At 62.5% G+C, this 16,377-nt stretch carries 12 protein-coding genes; 10 read left to right on the forward strand and 2 right to left on the reverse strand.

Features of this window, described 5'->3' with window-relative positions; genetic code table 11:
- Positions 1 to 17 precede the first annotated feature (17 nt).
- The 6 genes from thiB to ilvN all read left to right on the forward strand — a co-directional run bounded on the left by thiB (position 18) and on the right by ilvN (position 5,582).
- The gene (gene thiB / locus L085_RS00655) at positions 18 to 1,004 is read left to right on the forward strand and encodes a thiamine ABC transporter substrate binding subunit (RefSeq protein WP_044029701.1); all 987 of its coding nucleotides are present in this window, start codon (positions 18 to 20) and stop codon (positions 1,002 to 1,004) included.
- Positions 980 to 2,587 (forward strand): thiamine/thiamine pyrophosphate ABC transporter permease ThiP, encoded by a 1,608-nt coding sequence (thiP, locus tag L085_RS00660; protein ID WP_044029702.1) that lies wholly within the window; start codon positions 980 to 982, stop codon positions 2,585 to 2,587. Before thiB ends, thiP begins: the two co-directional genes overlap by 25 nt.
- The gene (thiQ, locus tag L085_RS00665) at positions 2,574 to 3,278 is read left to right on the forward strand and encodes a thiamine ABC transporter ATP-binding protein ThiQ (RefSeq protein ID WP_044029703.1); all 705 of its coding nucleotides are present in this window, start codon (positions 2,574 to 2,576) and stop codon (positions 3,276 to 3,278) included. The genes thiP and thiQ overlap by 14 nt, the downstream gene beginning before the upstream one ends.
- Before the next feature lie 102 nt (positions 3,279 to 3,380).
- Positions 3,381 to 3,479 (forward strand): ilvB operon leader peptide IvbL, encoded by a 99-nt coding sequence (gene ivbL, locus L085_RS25140; RefSeq protein WP_099785722.1) that lies wholly within the window; start codon positions 3,381 to 3,383, stop codon positions 3,477 to 3,479.
- A gap of 111 nt (positions 3,480 to 3,590) precedes the next feature.
- Entirely contained in the window at positions 3,591 to 5,285 is a 1,695-nt protein-coding gene (gene ilvB / locus L085_RS00670; protein ID WP_044029704.1) for an acetolactate synthase large subunit, read from the forward strand.
- A gap of 3 nt (positions 5,286 to 5,288) precedes the next feature.
- Positions 5,289 to 5,582, forward strand: coding sequence for an acetolactate synthase small subunit (gene ilvN, locus L085_RS00675; protein ID WP_033641839.1), 294 nt, complete (start codon positions 5,289 to 5,291; stop codon positions 5,580 to 5,582).
- A 27-nt stretch (positions 5,583 to 5,609) separates the two neighbouring features.
- Here ilvN and L085_RS00680 read toward each other — a convergent pair whose 3' ends face one another.
- A complete protein-coding gene (locus L085_RS00680) occupies positions 5,610 to 6,380 on the reverse strand; it encodes a DedA family protein (protein WP_044029706.1) in 771 nt (256 codons plus the stop codon).
- A gap of 214 nt (positions 6,381 to 6,594) precedes the next feature.
- Between L085_RS00680 and L085_RS00685 the strand changes: the two genes are divergently transcribed.
- From L085_RS00685 to rluA, 3 genes are all read left to right on the forward strand, one after another.
- Positions 6,595 to 8,961 carry a DNA polymerase II gene (locus L085_RS00685; RefSeq protein WP_044029707.1) on the forward strand — a complete coding sequence of 789 codons (2,367 nt, stop codon included), beginning with the start codon at positions 6,595 to 6,597 and terminating at the stop codon, positions 8,959 to 8,961.
- Positions 8,962 to 9,208: 247 nt separating this feature from the next.
- Positions 9,209 to 12,115: an RNA polymerase-associated protein RapA gene (gene rapA / locus L085_RS00690; protein WP_031300401.1), complete on the forward strand. Its 2,907-nt coding sequence runs from the start codon at positions 9,209 to 9,211 to the stop codon at positions 12,113 to 12,115.
- A gap of 57 nt (positions 12,116 to 12,172) precedes the next feature.
- Entirely contained in the window at positions 12,173 to 12,823 is a 651-nt protein-coding gene (gene rluA, locus L085_RS00695) for a bifunctional tRNA pseudouridine(32) synthase/23S rRNA pseudouridine(746) synthase RluA (RefSeq protein WP_004932866.1), read from the forward strand.
- A gap of 143 nt (positions 12,824 to 12,966) precedes the next feature.
- On the opposite strand, the gene djlA is transcribed toward rluA, so the two are convergent.
- Positions 12,967 to 13,788 (reverse strand): co-chaperone DjlA, encoded by an 822-nt coding sequence (gene djlA / locus L085_RS00700; protein ID WP_015376627.1) that lies wholly within the window; start codon positions 13,786 to 13,788, stop codon positions 12,967 to 12,969.
- Between the two features lie 228 nt (positions 13,789 to 14,016).
- Between djlA and lptD the strand changes: the two genes are divergently transcribed.
- Positions 14,017 to 16,377, forward strand: a complete 2,361-nt coding sequence (gene lptD, locus L085_RS00705; RefSeq protein WP_021505352.1) for an LPS assembly protein LptD — start codon at positions 14,017 to 14,019, stop codon at positions 16,375 to 16,377.

Below are 16,377 nucleotides of genomic sequence, written 5' to 3' on the forward strand. Positions count from 1 at the left end.
TTTTTCAGGAGTGCAACGTGGTCAAAAAATATCTGCCCTGCTTATTGCTGCTGTGCGCCGCGCCGGCGTTCGCCAAGCCGACGCTGACGGTTTACACCTACGATTCCTTCGCCGCCGACTGGGGCCCTGGCCCGGCGGTGAAAAAAGCCTTCGAGGCCGAATGCGACTGTGAACTGAAGTTCGTGGCGCTGGAAGACGGCGTCTCGTTGCTGAACCGCCTGCGCATGGAGGGCAAGAACAGCGCCGCCGACGTGGTGCTGGGGCTGGACAACAACCTGCTGCAGGCGGCGCAGCAAACCGGCCTGTTCGCGCCGAGCGGCGTCGATACCGCCAGGCTGACGGTGCCGGGCGGCTGGCAGGACGCGACCTTCGTGCCTTACGACTACGGGTACTTCGCCTTCGTCTACAACAAAGAAAAACTGAAGAACCCGCCGAAAAGCCTGCAGGAGCTGGTCAGCAGCGACCGCAACTGGAAAGTGATCTACGAAGATCCGCGCACCAGCACGCCGGGGCTCGGCCTGCTGCTGTGGATGCAAAAAGTGTATGGCGACAAGGCGCCGGCCGCCTGGCAGCAGTTGGCGAAGAAGACCGTCACCGTCACCAAAGGCTGGAGCGAAGCCTACGGCCTGTTCCTGAAAGGCGAAGGCGATCTGGTGCTCAGCTATACCACCTCTCCCGCCTACCACCTGATCGAAGAGAAAAAAGACCTTTACGCCGCCGCCACGTTCAGCGAAGGCCACTACCTGCAGGTGGAAGTGGCGGGCAAGCTGAAAGCCGCCAAACAGCCTGAGCTGGCCGAGCGTTTCATGCGGTTCATGGTGACGCCGGCATTCCAGAACACCATCCCGACCGGCAACTGGATGTACCCGGTGATCAACACCCCGCTGCCCGTCGGCTTTGAGCAGATGAACGTGCCGCAGACCGCGCTGCAATACAGCGCCGAAGAGGTGGCCACACAACGCGGCGGCTGGATCCGGGCATGGCAAACCGCCGTCAGCCGCTGATCCCCCGCTGGCTCTGGCCGGGGCTGCTGGCCGCCGGCCTGATCCTGCTCGTCGCCGCACTGGCGCTGGGGTCACTGTGGCGTCACGCGCCGGACAGCGACTGGCGCAGCCTGTGGCAGGACAGTTACCTGTGGCACGTGGTGCGCTTCACCTTCCTGCAGGCGCTGCTGTCGGCGCTGATTTCGGTGCTGCCCGCCATTCTGCTGGCGCGCGCGCTCTATCGCCGCCGTTTCCCCGGCCGGCAGTTGTTGCTGCGGCTGTGCGCCATGACGCTGGTGCTGCCGGTGCTGGTAGCGGTATTCGGCCTGCTCAGCGTCTATGGGCGCCAGGGCTGGCTGGCGACGCTGTGCGGCTGGCTGGGCGTCGAGTATGGTTTCTCGCCCTACGGTCTGCAGGGCATTCTGCTGGCGCACCTGTTCTTTAATCTGCCGCTGGCCACCCGCCTGTTGCTGCAGGCACTGGAGAACATTCCGGTGGAGCAGCGCCAGCTGGCCGCCCAATTGGGCATGAACGGCTGGCAGCAGTTCCGCTTCGTCGAATGGCCGGCGCTGCGCCGCCAAATCCTGCCGAGCGGCGCGCTGATCTTCATGCTGTGCTTCGCCAGCTTCGCCACCGTACTGTCGCTGGGCGGCGGGCCGCAGGCCACCACCATTGAACTGGCGATCTACCAGGCGCTGAGTTACGACTACGATCTGGGGCGTGCCGCCATGCTGGCGCTGATCCAGCTGGGCTGTTGTCTCGGGCTGGTGTTGATCAGTCAGCGCCTGAGCCAGGCATTGCCGGTGGGGCATACCCACGCCCAGCGCTGGCGCAATCCGGATGACAGCCTGTGGCGACGCGTCGGCGATTTTCTGCTGATCGCCGCCGCACTGTTGCTGCTGCTGCCGCCTCTGCTGGCGGTGATCGCCGACGGCACCAATCAGGCCATGGTCAGCGTGCTGCGCCAGCCGGTGCTGTGGCAGGCGCTGTTCACGTCGCTGCGCATCGCCCTCGGCGCAGGGCTGCTGTGCGTGGCGCTCACGATGATGCTGCTGTGGAGCAGCCGTGAGCTAAAACTGCGGCAACAGCTGCGCGGCGGCCAGGCGCTGGAGCTGAGCGGCATGGTGATCCTGGCGATGCCGGGCATCGTGCTGGCCACCGGCTTCTTCCTGCTGCTGAGCGATACAGTGGGGTTGCCGCAGTCGCCCTATGCGCTGGTGATCCTCACCAATGCGCTGATGGCGGTGCCCTACGCGCTAAAGGTATTGGAGAACCCGATGCGCGACCTCGCCGAACGTTACAACCCGCTGTGCCTGTCGCTGGATATCCGCGGCTGGCGACGGCTGCGGCTGATTGAGCTGCGCGCCCTGCGCCGCCCGCTGGCACAGGCGCTGGCCTTCGCCTGCGTGCTGTCGATCGGCGACTTCGGCGTGGTCGCCTTGTTTGGCAACGAGCATTTCCGTACCCTGCCTTTTTACCTGTATCAGCAGATTGGCGCCTATCGCAGCAACGACGGGGCGGTGACCGCGCTGCTGTTGCTGCTGCTGTGCTTCCTGTTGTTTACCCTGATTGAACGCTTACCGGGCCGCCATGCTGACGCTTGAAAAACTGACCTACCTGTATGACCACCTGCCGATGCGCTTTGATCTGCGCATCCAGCCGGGCGAGCGCGTCGCGGTGCTCGGCCCCAGCGGCGCCGGTAAAAGCACCTTGCTGAGCCTGATCGCCGGCTTTCTGCCGGCGGCCAACGGCCGGCTGCTGCTGAACGGCGAAGACCACACCGCCACGCCGCCGGCCAAGCGGCCGGTGTCGATGCTGTTTCAGGAAAACAACCTGTTCGCGCACCTGACGGTGGCGCAGAACATCGGGTTGGGGTTGGATCCCGGTCTGCGCTTGACTGCGCAGCAGCGTCAACAGCGAGAACACATCGCCCGTCAGGTCGGCCTGGAAGAGCATCTGGAGCGCCTGCCGTCGCAACTTTCCGGCGGCCAGCGTCAGCGCGCCGCGCTGGCGCGCTGTTTGATTCGCCAACGGCCGATCCTGCTGCTCGACGAACCCTTCTCGGCGCTCGATCCGGCGCTGCGCAACGAGATGTTGCAACTGCTGCAGACGGTATGCGAACAGCGCAACCTGACGCTGCTGATGGTGTCGCACAACCTCGACGACGCCGCACGCATCGCGCCGCGCACGCTGCTGGTGGTCGACGGCCGCATCTATTACGATGGCCCGACGCAGGCCCTGCTGGACGGCAGCGCGCCCGAAGCGCGCGTGCTGGGCATTTCGGGCAAAGCGTGATCTGACGCGCGTTTTTTATGCTGCGCCAATAAACCTGTTGTGCGAATTTTGCGCCTGTGTTTTTATAAAAACCTGACTTTTTTACTGATGATAAGGTTCCCTGTGATCGCATCCTCGCTGACTTCGACCCTACTAGTTACCGCGCTACCAGCCGCGGTGGTCGTCGTGCGTGTGGTGGTGGTCGTCGGCAATGCGCCGTAGGGTCCGAATCAACGCATCGATTCCCAAACCCCGCCGGCGCAAACCGGGCGGGGTTTCTTGTTTTAGCACCCTGCCCAGCAAAGCTCACCGGCCTTGAGAAAGGACAGGAACATGGCAACTTCGGGCACGCCTCAACCGGGCACCAGCTTCACCGGCGCACAATTGATCGTTCATCTGCTGGAGCGTCAGGGCATCACCACCGTCGCCGGCATTCCCGGCGGCGCCGCGCTGCCGCTGTATGACGCGCTGAGCCAAAGCACCCGCATTCACCACGTGCTGGCGCGCCATGAACAGGGCGCGGGCTTTATGGCGCAAGGCATGGCGCGCGCCAACGGCAAGGCGGCGGTGTGCATCGCCTCCAGCGGGCCGGGCGCCACCAACCTGGTCACCGCCATCGCCGACGCCAAACTCGACTCCATTCCGCTGGTGTGCATCACCGGTCAGGTGCCCTCCTCAATGATCGGCACCGACGCCTTCCAGGAAGTGGACACCTACGGCATTTCCATCCCGATCACCAAGCACAACCATCTGGTGCGCGATATCCGCGAACTGCCGCAGGTGATTGGCGACGCCTTCCGCATCGCCGAGTCCGGCCGCCCCGGCCCGGTCTGGATCGATGTGCCGAAAGACGTGCAGACCGCCACCATCACCCTGGAAGAGTTGCCGCCGATCGCCGTACCGGACGCCGCCCCGAGCTTCGATCCGGCGCTGGTTTCGCAGGCCGCCGCGATGATCAATCAGGCGAAACGCCCCATCCTCTACCTGGGCGGCGGCATCATCTGCGCCGACGCTCACCGGCAGGCGCTGGAGCTGGCCGAGCGCGCCGGTTTGCCCACCACCATGACGCTGATGGCGCTGGGCGCGATGCCGGTGGAACACCCGCTGTCACTGGGCATGCTGGGCATGCACGCCGCACGCAGCACCAACTTCATTCTGCAGGAGGCCGATCTGCTGATCGTGCTGGGCGCGCGCTTCGACGATCGGGCGATCGGCAAAACCGAGCAGTTCTGCCCTAACGCCGCCATCATTCATGTGGATATCGACCGCGCCGAGCTGGGCAAGGTCAAACAGGCCAACGTGGCGATCCATGCCGACGTCGGCCAGGTGCTGCAACAGCTGCTGCCGCAGATCGACACGCAGCCGCGCAGCGAATGGCTGAACACCGTCAATGACCTGAAGCGCGAATTCCCGTTCAACATGCCGAACGCCGACGATCCGCTGAGCCACTACGGCCTGGTGCTGGCCGCCGCGCGCTGCGTGGACGACAGCGCTATTATCACCACCGACGTAGGCCAGCATCAGATGTGGGTGGCACAAGCCTATCCGCTGAGCCGGCCTCGCCAGTGGCTGACGTCGGGCGGCCTGGGCACCATGGGCTTCGGTCTGCCGGCGGCGATCGGCGCGGCGCTGGCGGAGCCCAAGCGCAAAGTGCTGTGCTTCTCCGGCGACGGCAGCCTGATGATGAACATTCAGGAAATGGCCACAGCGGTCGAGCACGATCTGGACGTGAAAATCATTTTGATGAACAACCAGGCGCTGGGGCTGGTGCACCAGCAGCAAACCCTGTTCTACCAACAGCGCATCTTCGCCGCCGCCTATCCGAAGCGCACCGACTTCCTGAAGATCGCCGCCGGATTCGGGTTGGATACCTGCGATCTGAACGCCGCGGAAGATCCGCAGGCGGCGCTGGCCGAGGCGATCCAACGCCCGGGCCCCTGCCTGATCCACGCGCTGATCGATATCAACGAAAAAGTATTCCCGATGGTGCCGCCGGGCGCCGCCAACATCGACATGATTGGAGAATAAGCCATGCTGCAACCACAAGATAAACCCCAGGTGATCCTGGAGCTGGCCGTGCGTAACCATCCCGGCGTGATGTCGCACGTTTGCGGGCTGTTCGCCCGCCGCGCGTTCAACGTCGAAGGCATTTTGTGCCTGCCATTGAAAGACGGCCAACAGAGCCGCATTTGGCTATTGGTCGCCGACGATCAGCGGCTGGAACAAATGATAAGCCAGGTGGAAAAGCTGGAAGACGTGCTGCGGGTGAAGCGCCACAGCGAAGACGTGCGGGTATTTGAACAGCTGGAAGCGTTCTTCCAGTAAGGCGAACGGGGGCTAATGCCCCCGCAATCATTGCCCGGACAGCACCTTCCACAGCAGGTGGCGATACACCGGCATCAGCGGCTGCTGGCTCAGCGCATAACCGGCCGCCAGTGCCGCCAGCCAACTCAATCCGCACACCACGCGCAGCCGCAGCGGTGTCAGCCAACGGCTCAGCCGATCGGCGCTGCGCTTACCCTCACGCCACCAGCGCCAGCTCAACCATACCGCCAGCCAGACAAGCAACGCCGCCGCGAGCAGCAGCCACTTGAACATCGCGCTGTCGGCGCCGGCTGGAATATCGATCGCCACGCCCGCCAGAATGCCGGGGAAGAAATAAACCGGCGGCCAGGTCAGGCAACCGATGATGTTCGGCAGCGCGAACTTGTACGGCGGCAGATCGAGCATCCCGGCCACCATCGGCACCAATGGGCGCGTCGGGCCGACGAAACGGCCGATCAGAATGGTCGCCATGCTGTGCTGGTGCAAGGCGTGCTCGGTTTTGTCTAGCAGCGCCTTGTTTTTCTTCAGGAAAGACCAACGGTGTAATGGCCCCTTGAACGCGCGGCCGACGAAATAGGAGATCCAGTCACCGAGCAGGCAACCGACGATGCCCGCCGCCCAAGCGTAGTAAAAGTCCACCTTGCCGCTGCCGATCAACGCGCCGATGCTGGCCATCATCACCGTGCCGGGCAACAGCAGCCCCACCAGCGCCAGCGACTCCAGAAAAGCGACCAGCAGAACGACCATCAGGGTGAAAGCCAGTGACTGGGTGATCAAATCTTGTAAATAGGCTTCCATTACACCTCTGTGGATTATTCGGGCCAAACGGGCGGAGGATTTTCCAGTGCCGCCGCAGACGAGTCAATCGATCAATTGTATGCGTATTTGGCAACGCCGCGCGGCGATGGACAATCACTGTATAAAAACCCATACTGTAATTTATCTATATTAGCGCCAAAACCGACATCTCGTTGAATGTCGCGCCCGCCGCCCGGCGGAAGACGAAGGGGTTATGACAGCACTGCAACAGGGGTTCCTGCTCACTCGCCACTGGCGCGACACGCCCGCCGGCACCGAGGTCGAATTCTGGCTGGCGACCGACGCCGGCCCGCGTCAGCTACGCCTGCCGCCGCAAACCTCGGTGGCGTTTATCCCCGCCGAACAAAGGCAGCGCGCGGAACTGCTGCTGCGGGAAGAGCGGCAAGTCGAACTGAAACCGCTGGCGCTGACGGATTTTCACCATCGCCCGATGCTGGGGCTGTACTGCCGCCAGCACCGTCAGCTCATCAAGCTGGAAAAACTGCTGCGGGAAGGCGGCGTTGCGGTCTACGAGGCCGACATTCGCCCGCCGGAGCGCTACCTGATGGAACGCTTCATCACCGCGCCGGTGTGGTTCAACGGCCAGGGCGACGGCAATGGGCCGTTGCTCAGCGGCCAAATGAAGCCGGCGCCGGAGTACCGCCCAACGCTAAAACTGGTGTCGCTGGATATCGAAACCACCGCCCACGGCGAGCTTTACTCCATCGCGCTGGAAGGCTGCGGCCAGCGGCAGGTCTACATGCTGGGACCGGCCAACGGCGGCGATGAGCCGCTGGATTTCGATCTGGAATACTGCGCCAGCCGCCCCCAGCTGCTGGAACGGTTGAACGCCTGGCTGGAGCGCCACGATCCTGACGCCATCATCGGCTGGAACCTGGTGCAGTTCGATCTGCGGGTGCTGCAGAAGCACGCCGAGCGCTACCAAATCCCGCTGCGGCTGGGGCGCGGCGGCAACCTGCTGGAGTGGCGCGAGCACGGCTTCAAGCAGAATCACTTTTTCGCCGCCGCCGCCGGCCGCCTGATCATCGATGGCATCGAGGCGCTAAAATCCGCCACCTGGAACTTTCCCTCCTTCAGCCTGGAATACGTTTCGCAGGAACTGCTGGGCGAAGGCAAGGCGATCGACAATCCTTATCAACGCATGGCGGAGATCGACCGGCGCTTCGCCGAAGACAAGCCGGCGCTGGCTCGCTACAACCTGAAGGACTGTGAGCTGGTGACGCGCATCTTCGCCAAGGCCGACCTGCTCAACTTCCTGCTGGAGCGCGCCACCGTCACCGGGCTGGCGGCCGACCGCAGCGGCGGATCGGTGGCGGCCTTCAGCCACCTCTATATGCCGCGCATGCATCGCCTGGGCTTTGTCGCCCCCAACCTCGGCGAACAGCCGGAGGAACACAGCCCCGGCGGCTTTGTGATGGATTCCCGGCCCGGCCTGTACGATTCGGTGTTGGTGCTGGACTATAAAAGCCTGTACCCGTCGATCATCCGCACCTTCCTGATCGATCCGGTCGGGCTGGTGGAAGGCATGCGCCACCCAAGCGACGCCGACTCGGTGCCCGGCTTTCGCAACGCCCGCTTCTCGCGCAGTAAACACTGCCTGCCGGCGATCGTCGAACAGATCTGGCAGGGGCGCGAGGCCGCCAAACGCCAGCACAATAAGCCGCTGTCGCAGGCGCTGAAGATCATCATGAACGCGCTGTACGGCGTGCTGGGATCGAGCGGCTGCCGCTTCTTCGATCCGCGGCTGGCGTCGTCGATCACCCTGCGCGGCCACGAGATCATGCGCCAAACCCGCGAGTTGATCGAGGCCGAAGGCTATCAGGTGATTTACGGCGACACCGACTCCACCTTCGTGTGGCTGAAACAGCCGCATGACGAGCAGCAGGCGGCGCAGATCGGCCGGGCGCTGGTGCAGCGGGTCAACGCCTGGTGGCAACAGCATCTGCAGCAGCAGTTCGGGCTGGAGAACGCGCTGGAACTGGAGTTCGAAACCCACTATTCCCGCTTCCTGATGCCGACCATTCGCGGCGCCGAACAGGGCAGCAAAAAACGCTACGCCGGCCTGATCGCGCGCGCCGACGGCGAGGAAGAGATGGTGTACAAAGGGCTGGAAACGGTGCGCACCGACTGGACGCCGCTGGCGCAGCAGTTCCAGCAGCAGCTCTATCAGCGCATCTTCAAACGGCAACCTTATCAGGACTATGTGCGCGATTACGTCGGTAAAACCCTGAACGGCGACTTCGACGATCAACTGGTGTACCGCAAGCGGCTGCGCAGAAAGCTCGATGACTATCAGCGCAACGTGCCGCCACACGCCCGCGCCGCGCGCATCGCCGACGACTACAACCGCAGCCAGGGGCGGCCGCTGCAGTATCAGAACGGCGGCTGGATCAGCTACGTGATGACCGTCGCCGGGCCGGAACCGCTGGAAACCCGCCATTCGCCCATCGATTATCAGCACTACCTCGAACGTCAGCTGCAACCGGTGGCAGACGCTATACTCCCTTTCTTGCACGACGACTTCACCACGCTGGTCACCGGGCAAATGGGGCTGTTTTGAGATTGCGCCAGGTTAAGAAAAATCATCGGGTTTTGCAGGTGACGAACGCGCCGCCTTCCATTACCATAGCGCCCTTCCCAAAACTGAACCACGCTTAGCCCTGCCGTCTCGCGACGTCTGCATGGCGTGAACGGCTATTGCCCGCCAAATTTAAAACAAACCGGGATTAGCAGACGTTCAGTACAGGTGCCGCGGCCCTTCCCGCCCGGTAACAAGACTTACTTACAAAGAATCGAGCCGACAATATATGCCTTTTACTCTTGGTCAACGCTGGATCAGCGACACGGAAAGCGAATTAGGACTGGGCACCGTCGTGGCGCTGGACGCGCGCATGATTACCCTGCTTTTCCCCGCCACCGGTGAAAACCGCCTCTATGCCAGAAACGATTCGCCGATCACCCGTGTGATGTTCAACCCGGGCGATACCGTCAGCAGCCACGAGGGGTGGCAGCTGCAGGTGGAAGAGGTGAAAGAGGAAAACGGTCTGTTGACCTATATCGGCACCCGCCTGGACACCCAGGAAAGCGGCGTGGCGATGCGCGAAGTGCTGCTGGACAGCAAGCTGACCTTCAGCAAGCCGCAGGATCGCCTGTTCGCCGGCCAAATCGACCGCATGGATCGTTTCGCGCTGCGTTTTCGCGCCCGCAAATACCAGAGCGAGCAGTATCGCCTGCCGTTCGCCGGCCTGCGCGGCATGCGCGCCAGCCTGATCCCGCACCAGCTGCACATCGCTCATGAAGTCGGCCAGCGCCATGCGCCGCGCGTTCTGCTGGCGGACGAAGTCGGCCTCGGCAAAACCATCGAAGCCGGCATGATCATCCACCAGCAACTGCTGGCGGGCCGCGCCGAGCGCGTGCTGATCGTGGTGCCGGAAACGCTGCAGCACCAGTGGCTGGTGGAGATGATGCGCCGCTTCAACCTCTACTTCTCGCTGTTCGACGACAGCCGCTACGCCGAAGCCAAGCTCGACAGCAGCAACCCGTTCGAGACCGAACAGCTGGTGATCTGCTCGCTGGACTTCGTGCGCCGCAACAAGCAGCGCCTGGAAGAGCTGGCGGACGCCCAGTGGGATCTGCTGGTGGTCGATGAAGCGCACCACCTGGCCTGGAGTGAAGAAGCGCCAAGCCGCGAATATCAGGTGATCGAACAGCTGGCCGAGCATATCCCCGGCGTGCTGCTGCTGACCGCCACCCCGGAACAGCTGGGCCAACAGAGCCACTTTGCGCGCCTGCGCCTGCTCGATCCGAACCGTTTCCACGACTACGGCGAGTTCGTCGCCGAACAGCAGAAATACCGTCCGGTAGCCGACGCCGTCACCCTGCTGCTCAGCGGTGAACGCCTGGCCGACGACAAGCTGAACCTGCTGGGCGAGCTGATCGACGAGCAGGACATCGAACCGCTGCTCAAAGCGGCCAACAGCGAAGGCGACAACGCCGAGCAGGCGCGCCAGGAACTGGTTTCGATGCTGATGGATCGCCACGGCACCAGCCGCGTGCTGTTCCGCAACACCCGTAACGGCGTGAAGGGCTTCCCGCACCGTAACCTGCACCAGATCAAGCTGCCGTTGCCAACCCAGTATCAGACCGCGATCAAAGTGTCCGGCATCATGGGCGCCAAGAAATCCGTCGAGGCGCGCGCGCGCGACATGCTGTATCCGGAGCAGATCTATCAGGAGTTCGAAGGCGAGAACGCCACCTGGTGGAACTTCGATCCGCGCGTCGAGTGGCTGCTGGATTACCTGCTAGCCAACCGCAACGAAAAAGTGCTGGTGATCTGCGCCAAAGCCGACACCGCGCTGCAGCTGGAGCAGGTGCTGCGCGAGCGTGAAGCGATCCGCGCCGCGGTGTTCCACGAAGGGCTGTCGATCATCGAGCGCGACCGCGCCGCCGCCTACTTCGCCTCCGAAGAAGAAGGCGCGCAGGTGCTGCTGTGTTCCGAGATCGGTTCCGAAGGCCGCAACTTCCAGTTCGCCAGCCAGCTGGTGATGTTCGATCTGCCGTTCAACCCGGATCTGCTGGAGCAGCGTATCGGCCGTCTGGACCGTATCGGCCAGATGCACGATATCCAAATCATGGTGCCTTACCTGGAGCACACCGCGCAGGCGGTGCTGGGCCGCTGGTTCCACGAAGGGCTCGACGCCTTCGAACACACCTGCCCGACCGGCCGCACCATCTACGACAGCTGCTACGAGCAGTTGATCGGCTATCTGGCCGCGCCGACCGAGCAGGAGGGCCTGGACGAATTCATCCACGCCTGCCGCCAGCAGCATGACCAGTTGAAAGCGCAGCTGGAACAGGGCCGCGATCGCCTGCTGGAGATGCACTCCAACGGCGGCGAAAAAGCCCAGGCGCTGGCCGCCGCCATCGCCGAGCAGGATAACGACGTCAACCTGGTGGGCTTCGCGCTCAACCTGTTCGACATCGTCGGCATCAATCAGGAAGACCGCAGCGACAACCTGATCGTGCTCACGCCGTCCGACCATATGCTGGTGCCGGACTTCCCGGGCCTGCCGCAGGACGGCTGCACCGTCACCTTCGATCGCGATCGGGCGCTGTCGCGCGAAGACGCGCAGTTCGTCAGTTGGGAACACCCGATCATCCGCAACGGCCTGGATCTGATCCTGTCCGGCGATACCGGCAGCTGCGCGGTGTCCCTGTTGAAAAACAAAGCGTTGCCGGTCGGCACCCTGCTGGTTGAGCTGGTATACGTGGTGGAAGCCCAGGCGCCGAAGCACCTGCAGCTGACCCGCTTCCTGCCGCCGACGCCGATCCGCATGCTGATGGACCGCAAGGGCACCAACCTGGCGGCGCAGGTCGAGTTCGAAAGCTTCAACCGCCAGTTGAACGCGGTCAACCGCCACACTTCCAGCAAGCTGGTCAATGCCGTGCAGCAAGACGTGCACGCCATGCTGCAGCAGGCGGAAAGCCTGGTGGAAGCGCAGGCGCGCACGCTTATCGAACAAGCGAAGCAAGAGGCGGACGACAAGCTGAGCGCCGAGCTGGCGCGTCTGGAAGCGCTGAAGGCGGTCAACCCGAACATCCGCGACGACGAAGTCGAAGCGCTGGAGTTCAACCGCCGTCAGGTGCTGGCCAACCTCAATGAAGCCGGCTGGCGTCTCGACGCCATTCGTCTGGTGGTGGTCACCCACCAGTAACCGGCGCGACGCGGGGAGGCAGCCGTCTCCCCGGTCGGCCCTTTTCGCGGAGCCAAGATGGAACCCTACAATCCCCCGCAGGACCCGCTGCACATCCTGTATCAGGATGAACACATCATGGTGGTCAACAAGCCCAGCGGCTTGCTGTCGGTGCCCGGCCGCGCGCCGGAAAACAAAGACAGCCTGATGACCCGCATTCAGGCCGATCATCCGGCCGCCGAATCGGTGCACCGGCTGGACATGGCCACCAGCGGGGTGATCGTGGTGGCGCTCAACAAGGCCGCCGAGCGTGAGCTGAAGCGTCAGTTCCGCGAACGCGAGCCGAAGAAATCCTATATCGCCCGCGTTTGGGGGCATATGGAACATGACGAAGGACTGGTGGATTTGCCGCTGATCTGCGATTGGCCGAACCGGCCGCTGCAAAAGGTGTGTTTTGACACCGGCAAAGCGGCGCAAACCGAGTATCTGGTGCTGTCGCGAGACGCCGATGGCAGCACGCGCGTGAAGCTAACGCCGATCACCGGCCGCTCGCATCAGCTGCGGGTGCACATGCTGGCGCTGGGGCACCCGATCCTCGGCGACGGTTTCTACGCCCCGCCGGAGGCTAAGGCGATGGCGCCACGGCTACAGCTGCATGCGCAAGAGCTGCGCATCACCCACCCCGCCTTCCAGACGCCGATGCACTTTCGCGCCGAGCCGGATTTCTGAGCTCATCACCCTGAGATACCCTAAATAATTCGAGTTGCAGGAAGGCGGCAACTAAGCGCAGCCCCGGGAGCGTACAAAAAGTACGCGACCGGGGTAAGCGCGGGCAGCCAACACACCTGCAGCTCGAAGTATGACGGGTATCGTTATTTAAAACCTTTCTCGCGTTTGATCAGGTCGTACGCCGCCTGGATCTCCTGCGCTTTCTGCTTGGCCATTTCCATCATCTGCGGCGGCAAGCCTTTCGCCACCAGCTTATCCGGATGGTGTTCGCTCATCAGCTTGCGGTAGGCGCGTTTGATGGTGGCGGCATCGTCGCTGCTGCGCACGCCGAGCACCTTGCACGCATCGTCGAGCGTCGGGCCGCGCTGAGCCTGCTGATAGCCGCCCTGCGAATACCCGCCCTGCTGACCGCCGCCGAACTGACGCCCGCCCTCCATCATGCTGAGGAACTGATCGAACTGCGCGCGCGAAATGCCCAGCTCTTCGGCGATGACATACAGCACCTGACGTTCGTTCGGGTGCAGCGAGCCGTCGGCGAACGCCGCCTGAATCTGAATTTCCAGAAACATCCGAATCAGATCGAAGCGGCCGAAACAGATGCTGCGAAACTGCTGCAACGTCTCACGCAGCGGGAACTGGCTCTGTTTGCCCTCGCGGAACGCCTGCTGCGCCGCGGTGCGCGCTTCGCCGTGCAGCTGCAGGCGATCCATAAACAGGCTGGCGATCTGGATATCCGCCTCGGTGACGCGCCCTTTGGATTTGGTCAGGTGGCCCATCACCTGAAAAGTGGTGCGGAAAAACAGCGTTTGCCGCGTTTGCTGGTCGGTGAAAAACCCCCGGCTGCGCTTGTTGCTGCGCGCCGTATCGATCATATGACCGATAATCAGCCCCAGAACTACACCCCAGAATCCCGCGCCAGACCAGATGGCGACGATGACGCCGAGCAGTTTTCCCCAATACTGCATATACTCCTCAATTATCATGCCGAAAGCCGCCCGCTCTCCTTCGCTTCAGGAAAGGGCGCAGGCGATTTTTCCTAGAATTTGGATTATCATACCTGTCATTTATCTTTGCGCCTAACGACGACGCAAGTAAACGGCTGGATTTAGCACTAGCGCAACGCAGATGAGTAATATAGTCTCTGACCGTTTGCCGGACACGACGCCTCTGATGACGGAACACCAAAACCGCGTATGAAAAAAAGTTTCCCAACACTGCTGGCCACGATGATTTGGACGGCACTCTACAGTCAGCATGCGCTGGCTGATCTGGCCGAGCAATGCATGCTTGGCGTTCCTGTTTACGACAAGCCTTTGGTCAGCGGCGATCCGAACAGCCAGCCGGTGACCATCAATGCCGATGACTCGCGCGCCGACTACCCGAAAAGCGCCCTGTTCAGCGGCAACGTGCATATCGAGCAGGGCAACAGCACCCTGACCGCCAAAGAAGTTGAGCTGAATCAGACGCAAAACCCCGGCCAGACGGAACCGGTGCGTACCGTCACCGCCACCGGCGACGTGCACTACAGCGACAATCAGATCAAACTGAAAGGCCCGAAGGCCTGGTCGAACCTGAATACCAAAGATACCGACGTCTATGAAGGCGACTACCAGATGGTCGGCCGTCAGGGGCGCGGCGACGCCGACAAGATGAAAATGCGCGGCGCCAACCGTTACACCATCCTGGAAAACGGCACCTTTACCTCCTGTCTGCCGGGCGACGACAGCTGGAGCGTGGTCGGTTCCGAAGTGATCCACGATCGCGAAGAGCAGGTGGCGGAAATATGGAACGCCCGCTTCCGCATCGGCGGCGTGCCGGTGTTCTACAGCCCGTACCTGCAGCTGCCGGTCGGCGACAAGCGCCGTTCCGGCTTCCTGATCCCGAACGCCAAGTACGGCAGCAACAACGGCTTCGAGTTCATGTTGCCGTACTACTGGAACATCGCGCCGAACTACGACGCCACCATCACCCCGCACTATATGTCCAAGCGTGGCTTGCAGTGGCAGACCGAGTTCCGTTATCTGGTGCAGCCGGGCCTCGGCCTGATGGAGTTCGACTGGTTGCCGGACGACAAGGAATACGGCAAAGATCATGACGACAACAAACGCTGGCTGTTCTACTGGAACCACAACGGCGTTATGGATCAGGTGTGGCGCTTCAACGTCGATTACACCAAGGTCAGCGATTCCAAGTACTTCACCGATCTGGACTCCAAATACGGCTCCACCACCGACGGCTACGCCACGCAGAAATTCAGCCTCGGCTACGCCAACGAGAACTGGAACGCCACGCTGAGCTCCAAACAGTTCCAGATTTACGACGATACCGATCGCTCACAGTCGGACTCGTATAAAGTCCAACCGCAGTTGGATCTGAACTACTACAAGAACGACCTCGGTCCGTTCGATTTCCATATCTACGGCCAGGCGGCCAAGTTCACCAGCGTCAACCCATACAGCCCGGACGCCACCCGTCTGCATATGGAGCCGACGCTGAGCCTGCCGCTCACCAACGGCTGGGCCAGCCTGAACACCGAAGCCAAGGTGATGGCGACCCATTACCAGCAGGATATTCCTGACGGTTTCGCCGCCAACTACCAGAGCCGCAAAAACGCTGCCGCGCCGGAGCTCGATGATTCGGTCAACCGCGTACTGCCGCAGTTCAAGGTCGACGGCAAGCTGGTGTTCGAGCGGCCGATGATCTGGGCCGAAGGCGCCACCCAGACGCTGGAGCCGCGCGTGCAGTACCTGTACGTGCCGTACCGTGACCAGAGCAACATCTACACCTACGACACCACGCTGCTGCAGACCGACTACTCCGGCCTGTTCCGCGATCGCACCTACAGCGGCCTGGATCGCATCGCTTCGCAGAACCGCGTGTCTACCGGTTTGACCACCCGCATTTATGATGACGCGCTGGTTGAACGTTTTAACGCTTCCGTGGGTCAAATCTACTACTTCAGCCGTTCGCGCACCGGCGATCGGGTAACCGGGTACGACAACAACGACGATACCGGCAGCGTGGCCTGGGCCGGCGATACCTATTGGAAAATCGACGATCGTTGGGGCCTGCGCGGCGGCCTGCAGTACGACACCCGCCTGAACAGCGTCTCGCTGGGCAACGGCGTGGTGGAATACCGCCAGGACGCCGAGCGCGTGGTGCAGCTGAACTACCGTTACGCCACGCCAGAATATATCCAGACGGCGTTGAACACCAAAACGGTTCCGGCCTTCCAGGACGGCATCTCGCAGGTGGGTATCACCGGCAGCTGGCCGATCGCCGATCGTTGGGCGGTGGTCGGGGCGTACTACTACGACACCCGCGCCAAACAATCCGCCGATCAACTGGTGGGGCTGAAGTACAACACCTGCTGCTGGGCGGTGACGCTGGGCTATGAGCGCAAGATCACCGACTGGAACAACAGCAACAATACCAGCGTTTACGACAACAGAGTTTCGTTCAACGTCGAACTGCGCGGCCTGAGCAGCGATCATAGTCTCGGCTCCGCAGAAATGCTGCGCTCCGGCATTCTGCCGTATCAGCGCGCATTCTGA

The sequence above is a fragment of the Serratia sp. FS14 genome (genome assembly GCF_000695995.1).
In the GTDB taxonomy this organism is placed as follows: domain Bacteria; phylum Pseudomonadota; class Gammaproteobacteria; order Enterobacterales; family Enterobacteriaceae; genus Serratia; species Serratia nematodiphila.

Excerpts from the sequence above, each read along its gene's own strand:
- lptD (WP_021505352.1), top strand. The coding sequence starts at position 14,017 with ATGAAAAAAAGTTTCCCAACACTGCTGGCCACGATGATTTGGACGGCA.
- rluA (WP_004932866.1), top strand. The coding sequence starts at position 12,173 with ATGGAACCCTACAATCCCCCGCAGGACCCGCTGCACATCCTGTATCAG.
- thiQ (WP_044029703.1), top strand. The coding sequence starts at position 2,574 with ATGCTGACGCTTGAAAAACTGACCTACCTGTATGACCACCTGCCGATG.
- ilvN (WP_033641839.1), top strand. The coding sequence starts at position 5,289 with ATGCTGCAACCACAAGATAAACCCCAGGTGATCCTGGAGCTGGCCGTG.
- rapA (WP_031300401.1), top strand. The coding sequence starts at position 9,209 with ATGCCTTTTACTCTTGGTCAACGCTGGATCAGCGACACGGAAAGCGAA.
- L085_RS00685 (WP_044029707.1), top strand. The coding sequence starts at position 6,595 with ATGACAGCACTGCAACAGGGGTTCCTGCTCACTCGCCACTGGCGCGAC.
- thiP (WP_044029702.1), top strand. The coding sequence starts at position 980 with ATGGCAAACCGCCGTCAGCCGCTGATCCCCCGCTGGCTCTGGCCGGGG.
- ilvB (WP_044029704.1), top strand. The coding sequence starts at position 3,591 with ATGGCAACTTCGGGCACGCCTCAACCGGGCACCAGCTTCACCGGCGCA.
- L085_RS00680 (WP_044029706.1), bottom strand. The coding sequence starts at position 6,380 with ATGGAAGCCTATTTACAAGATTTGATCACCCAGTCACTGGCTTTCACC.
- djlA (WP_015376627.1), bottom strand. The coding sequence starts at position 13,788 with ATGCAGTATTGGGGAAAACTGCTCGGCGTCATCGTCGCCATCTGGTCT.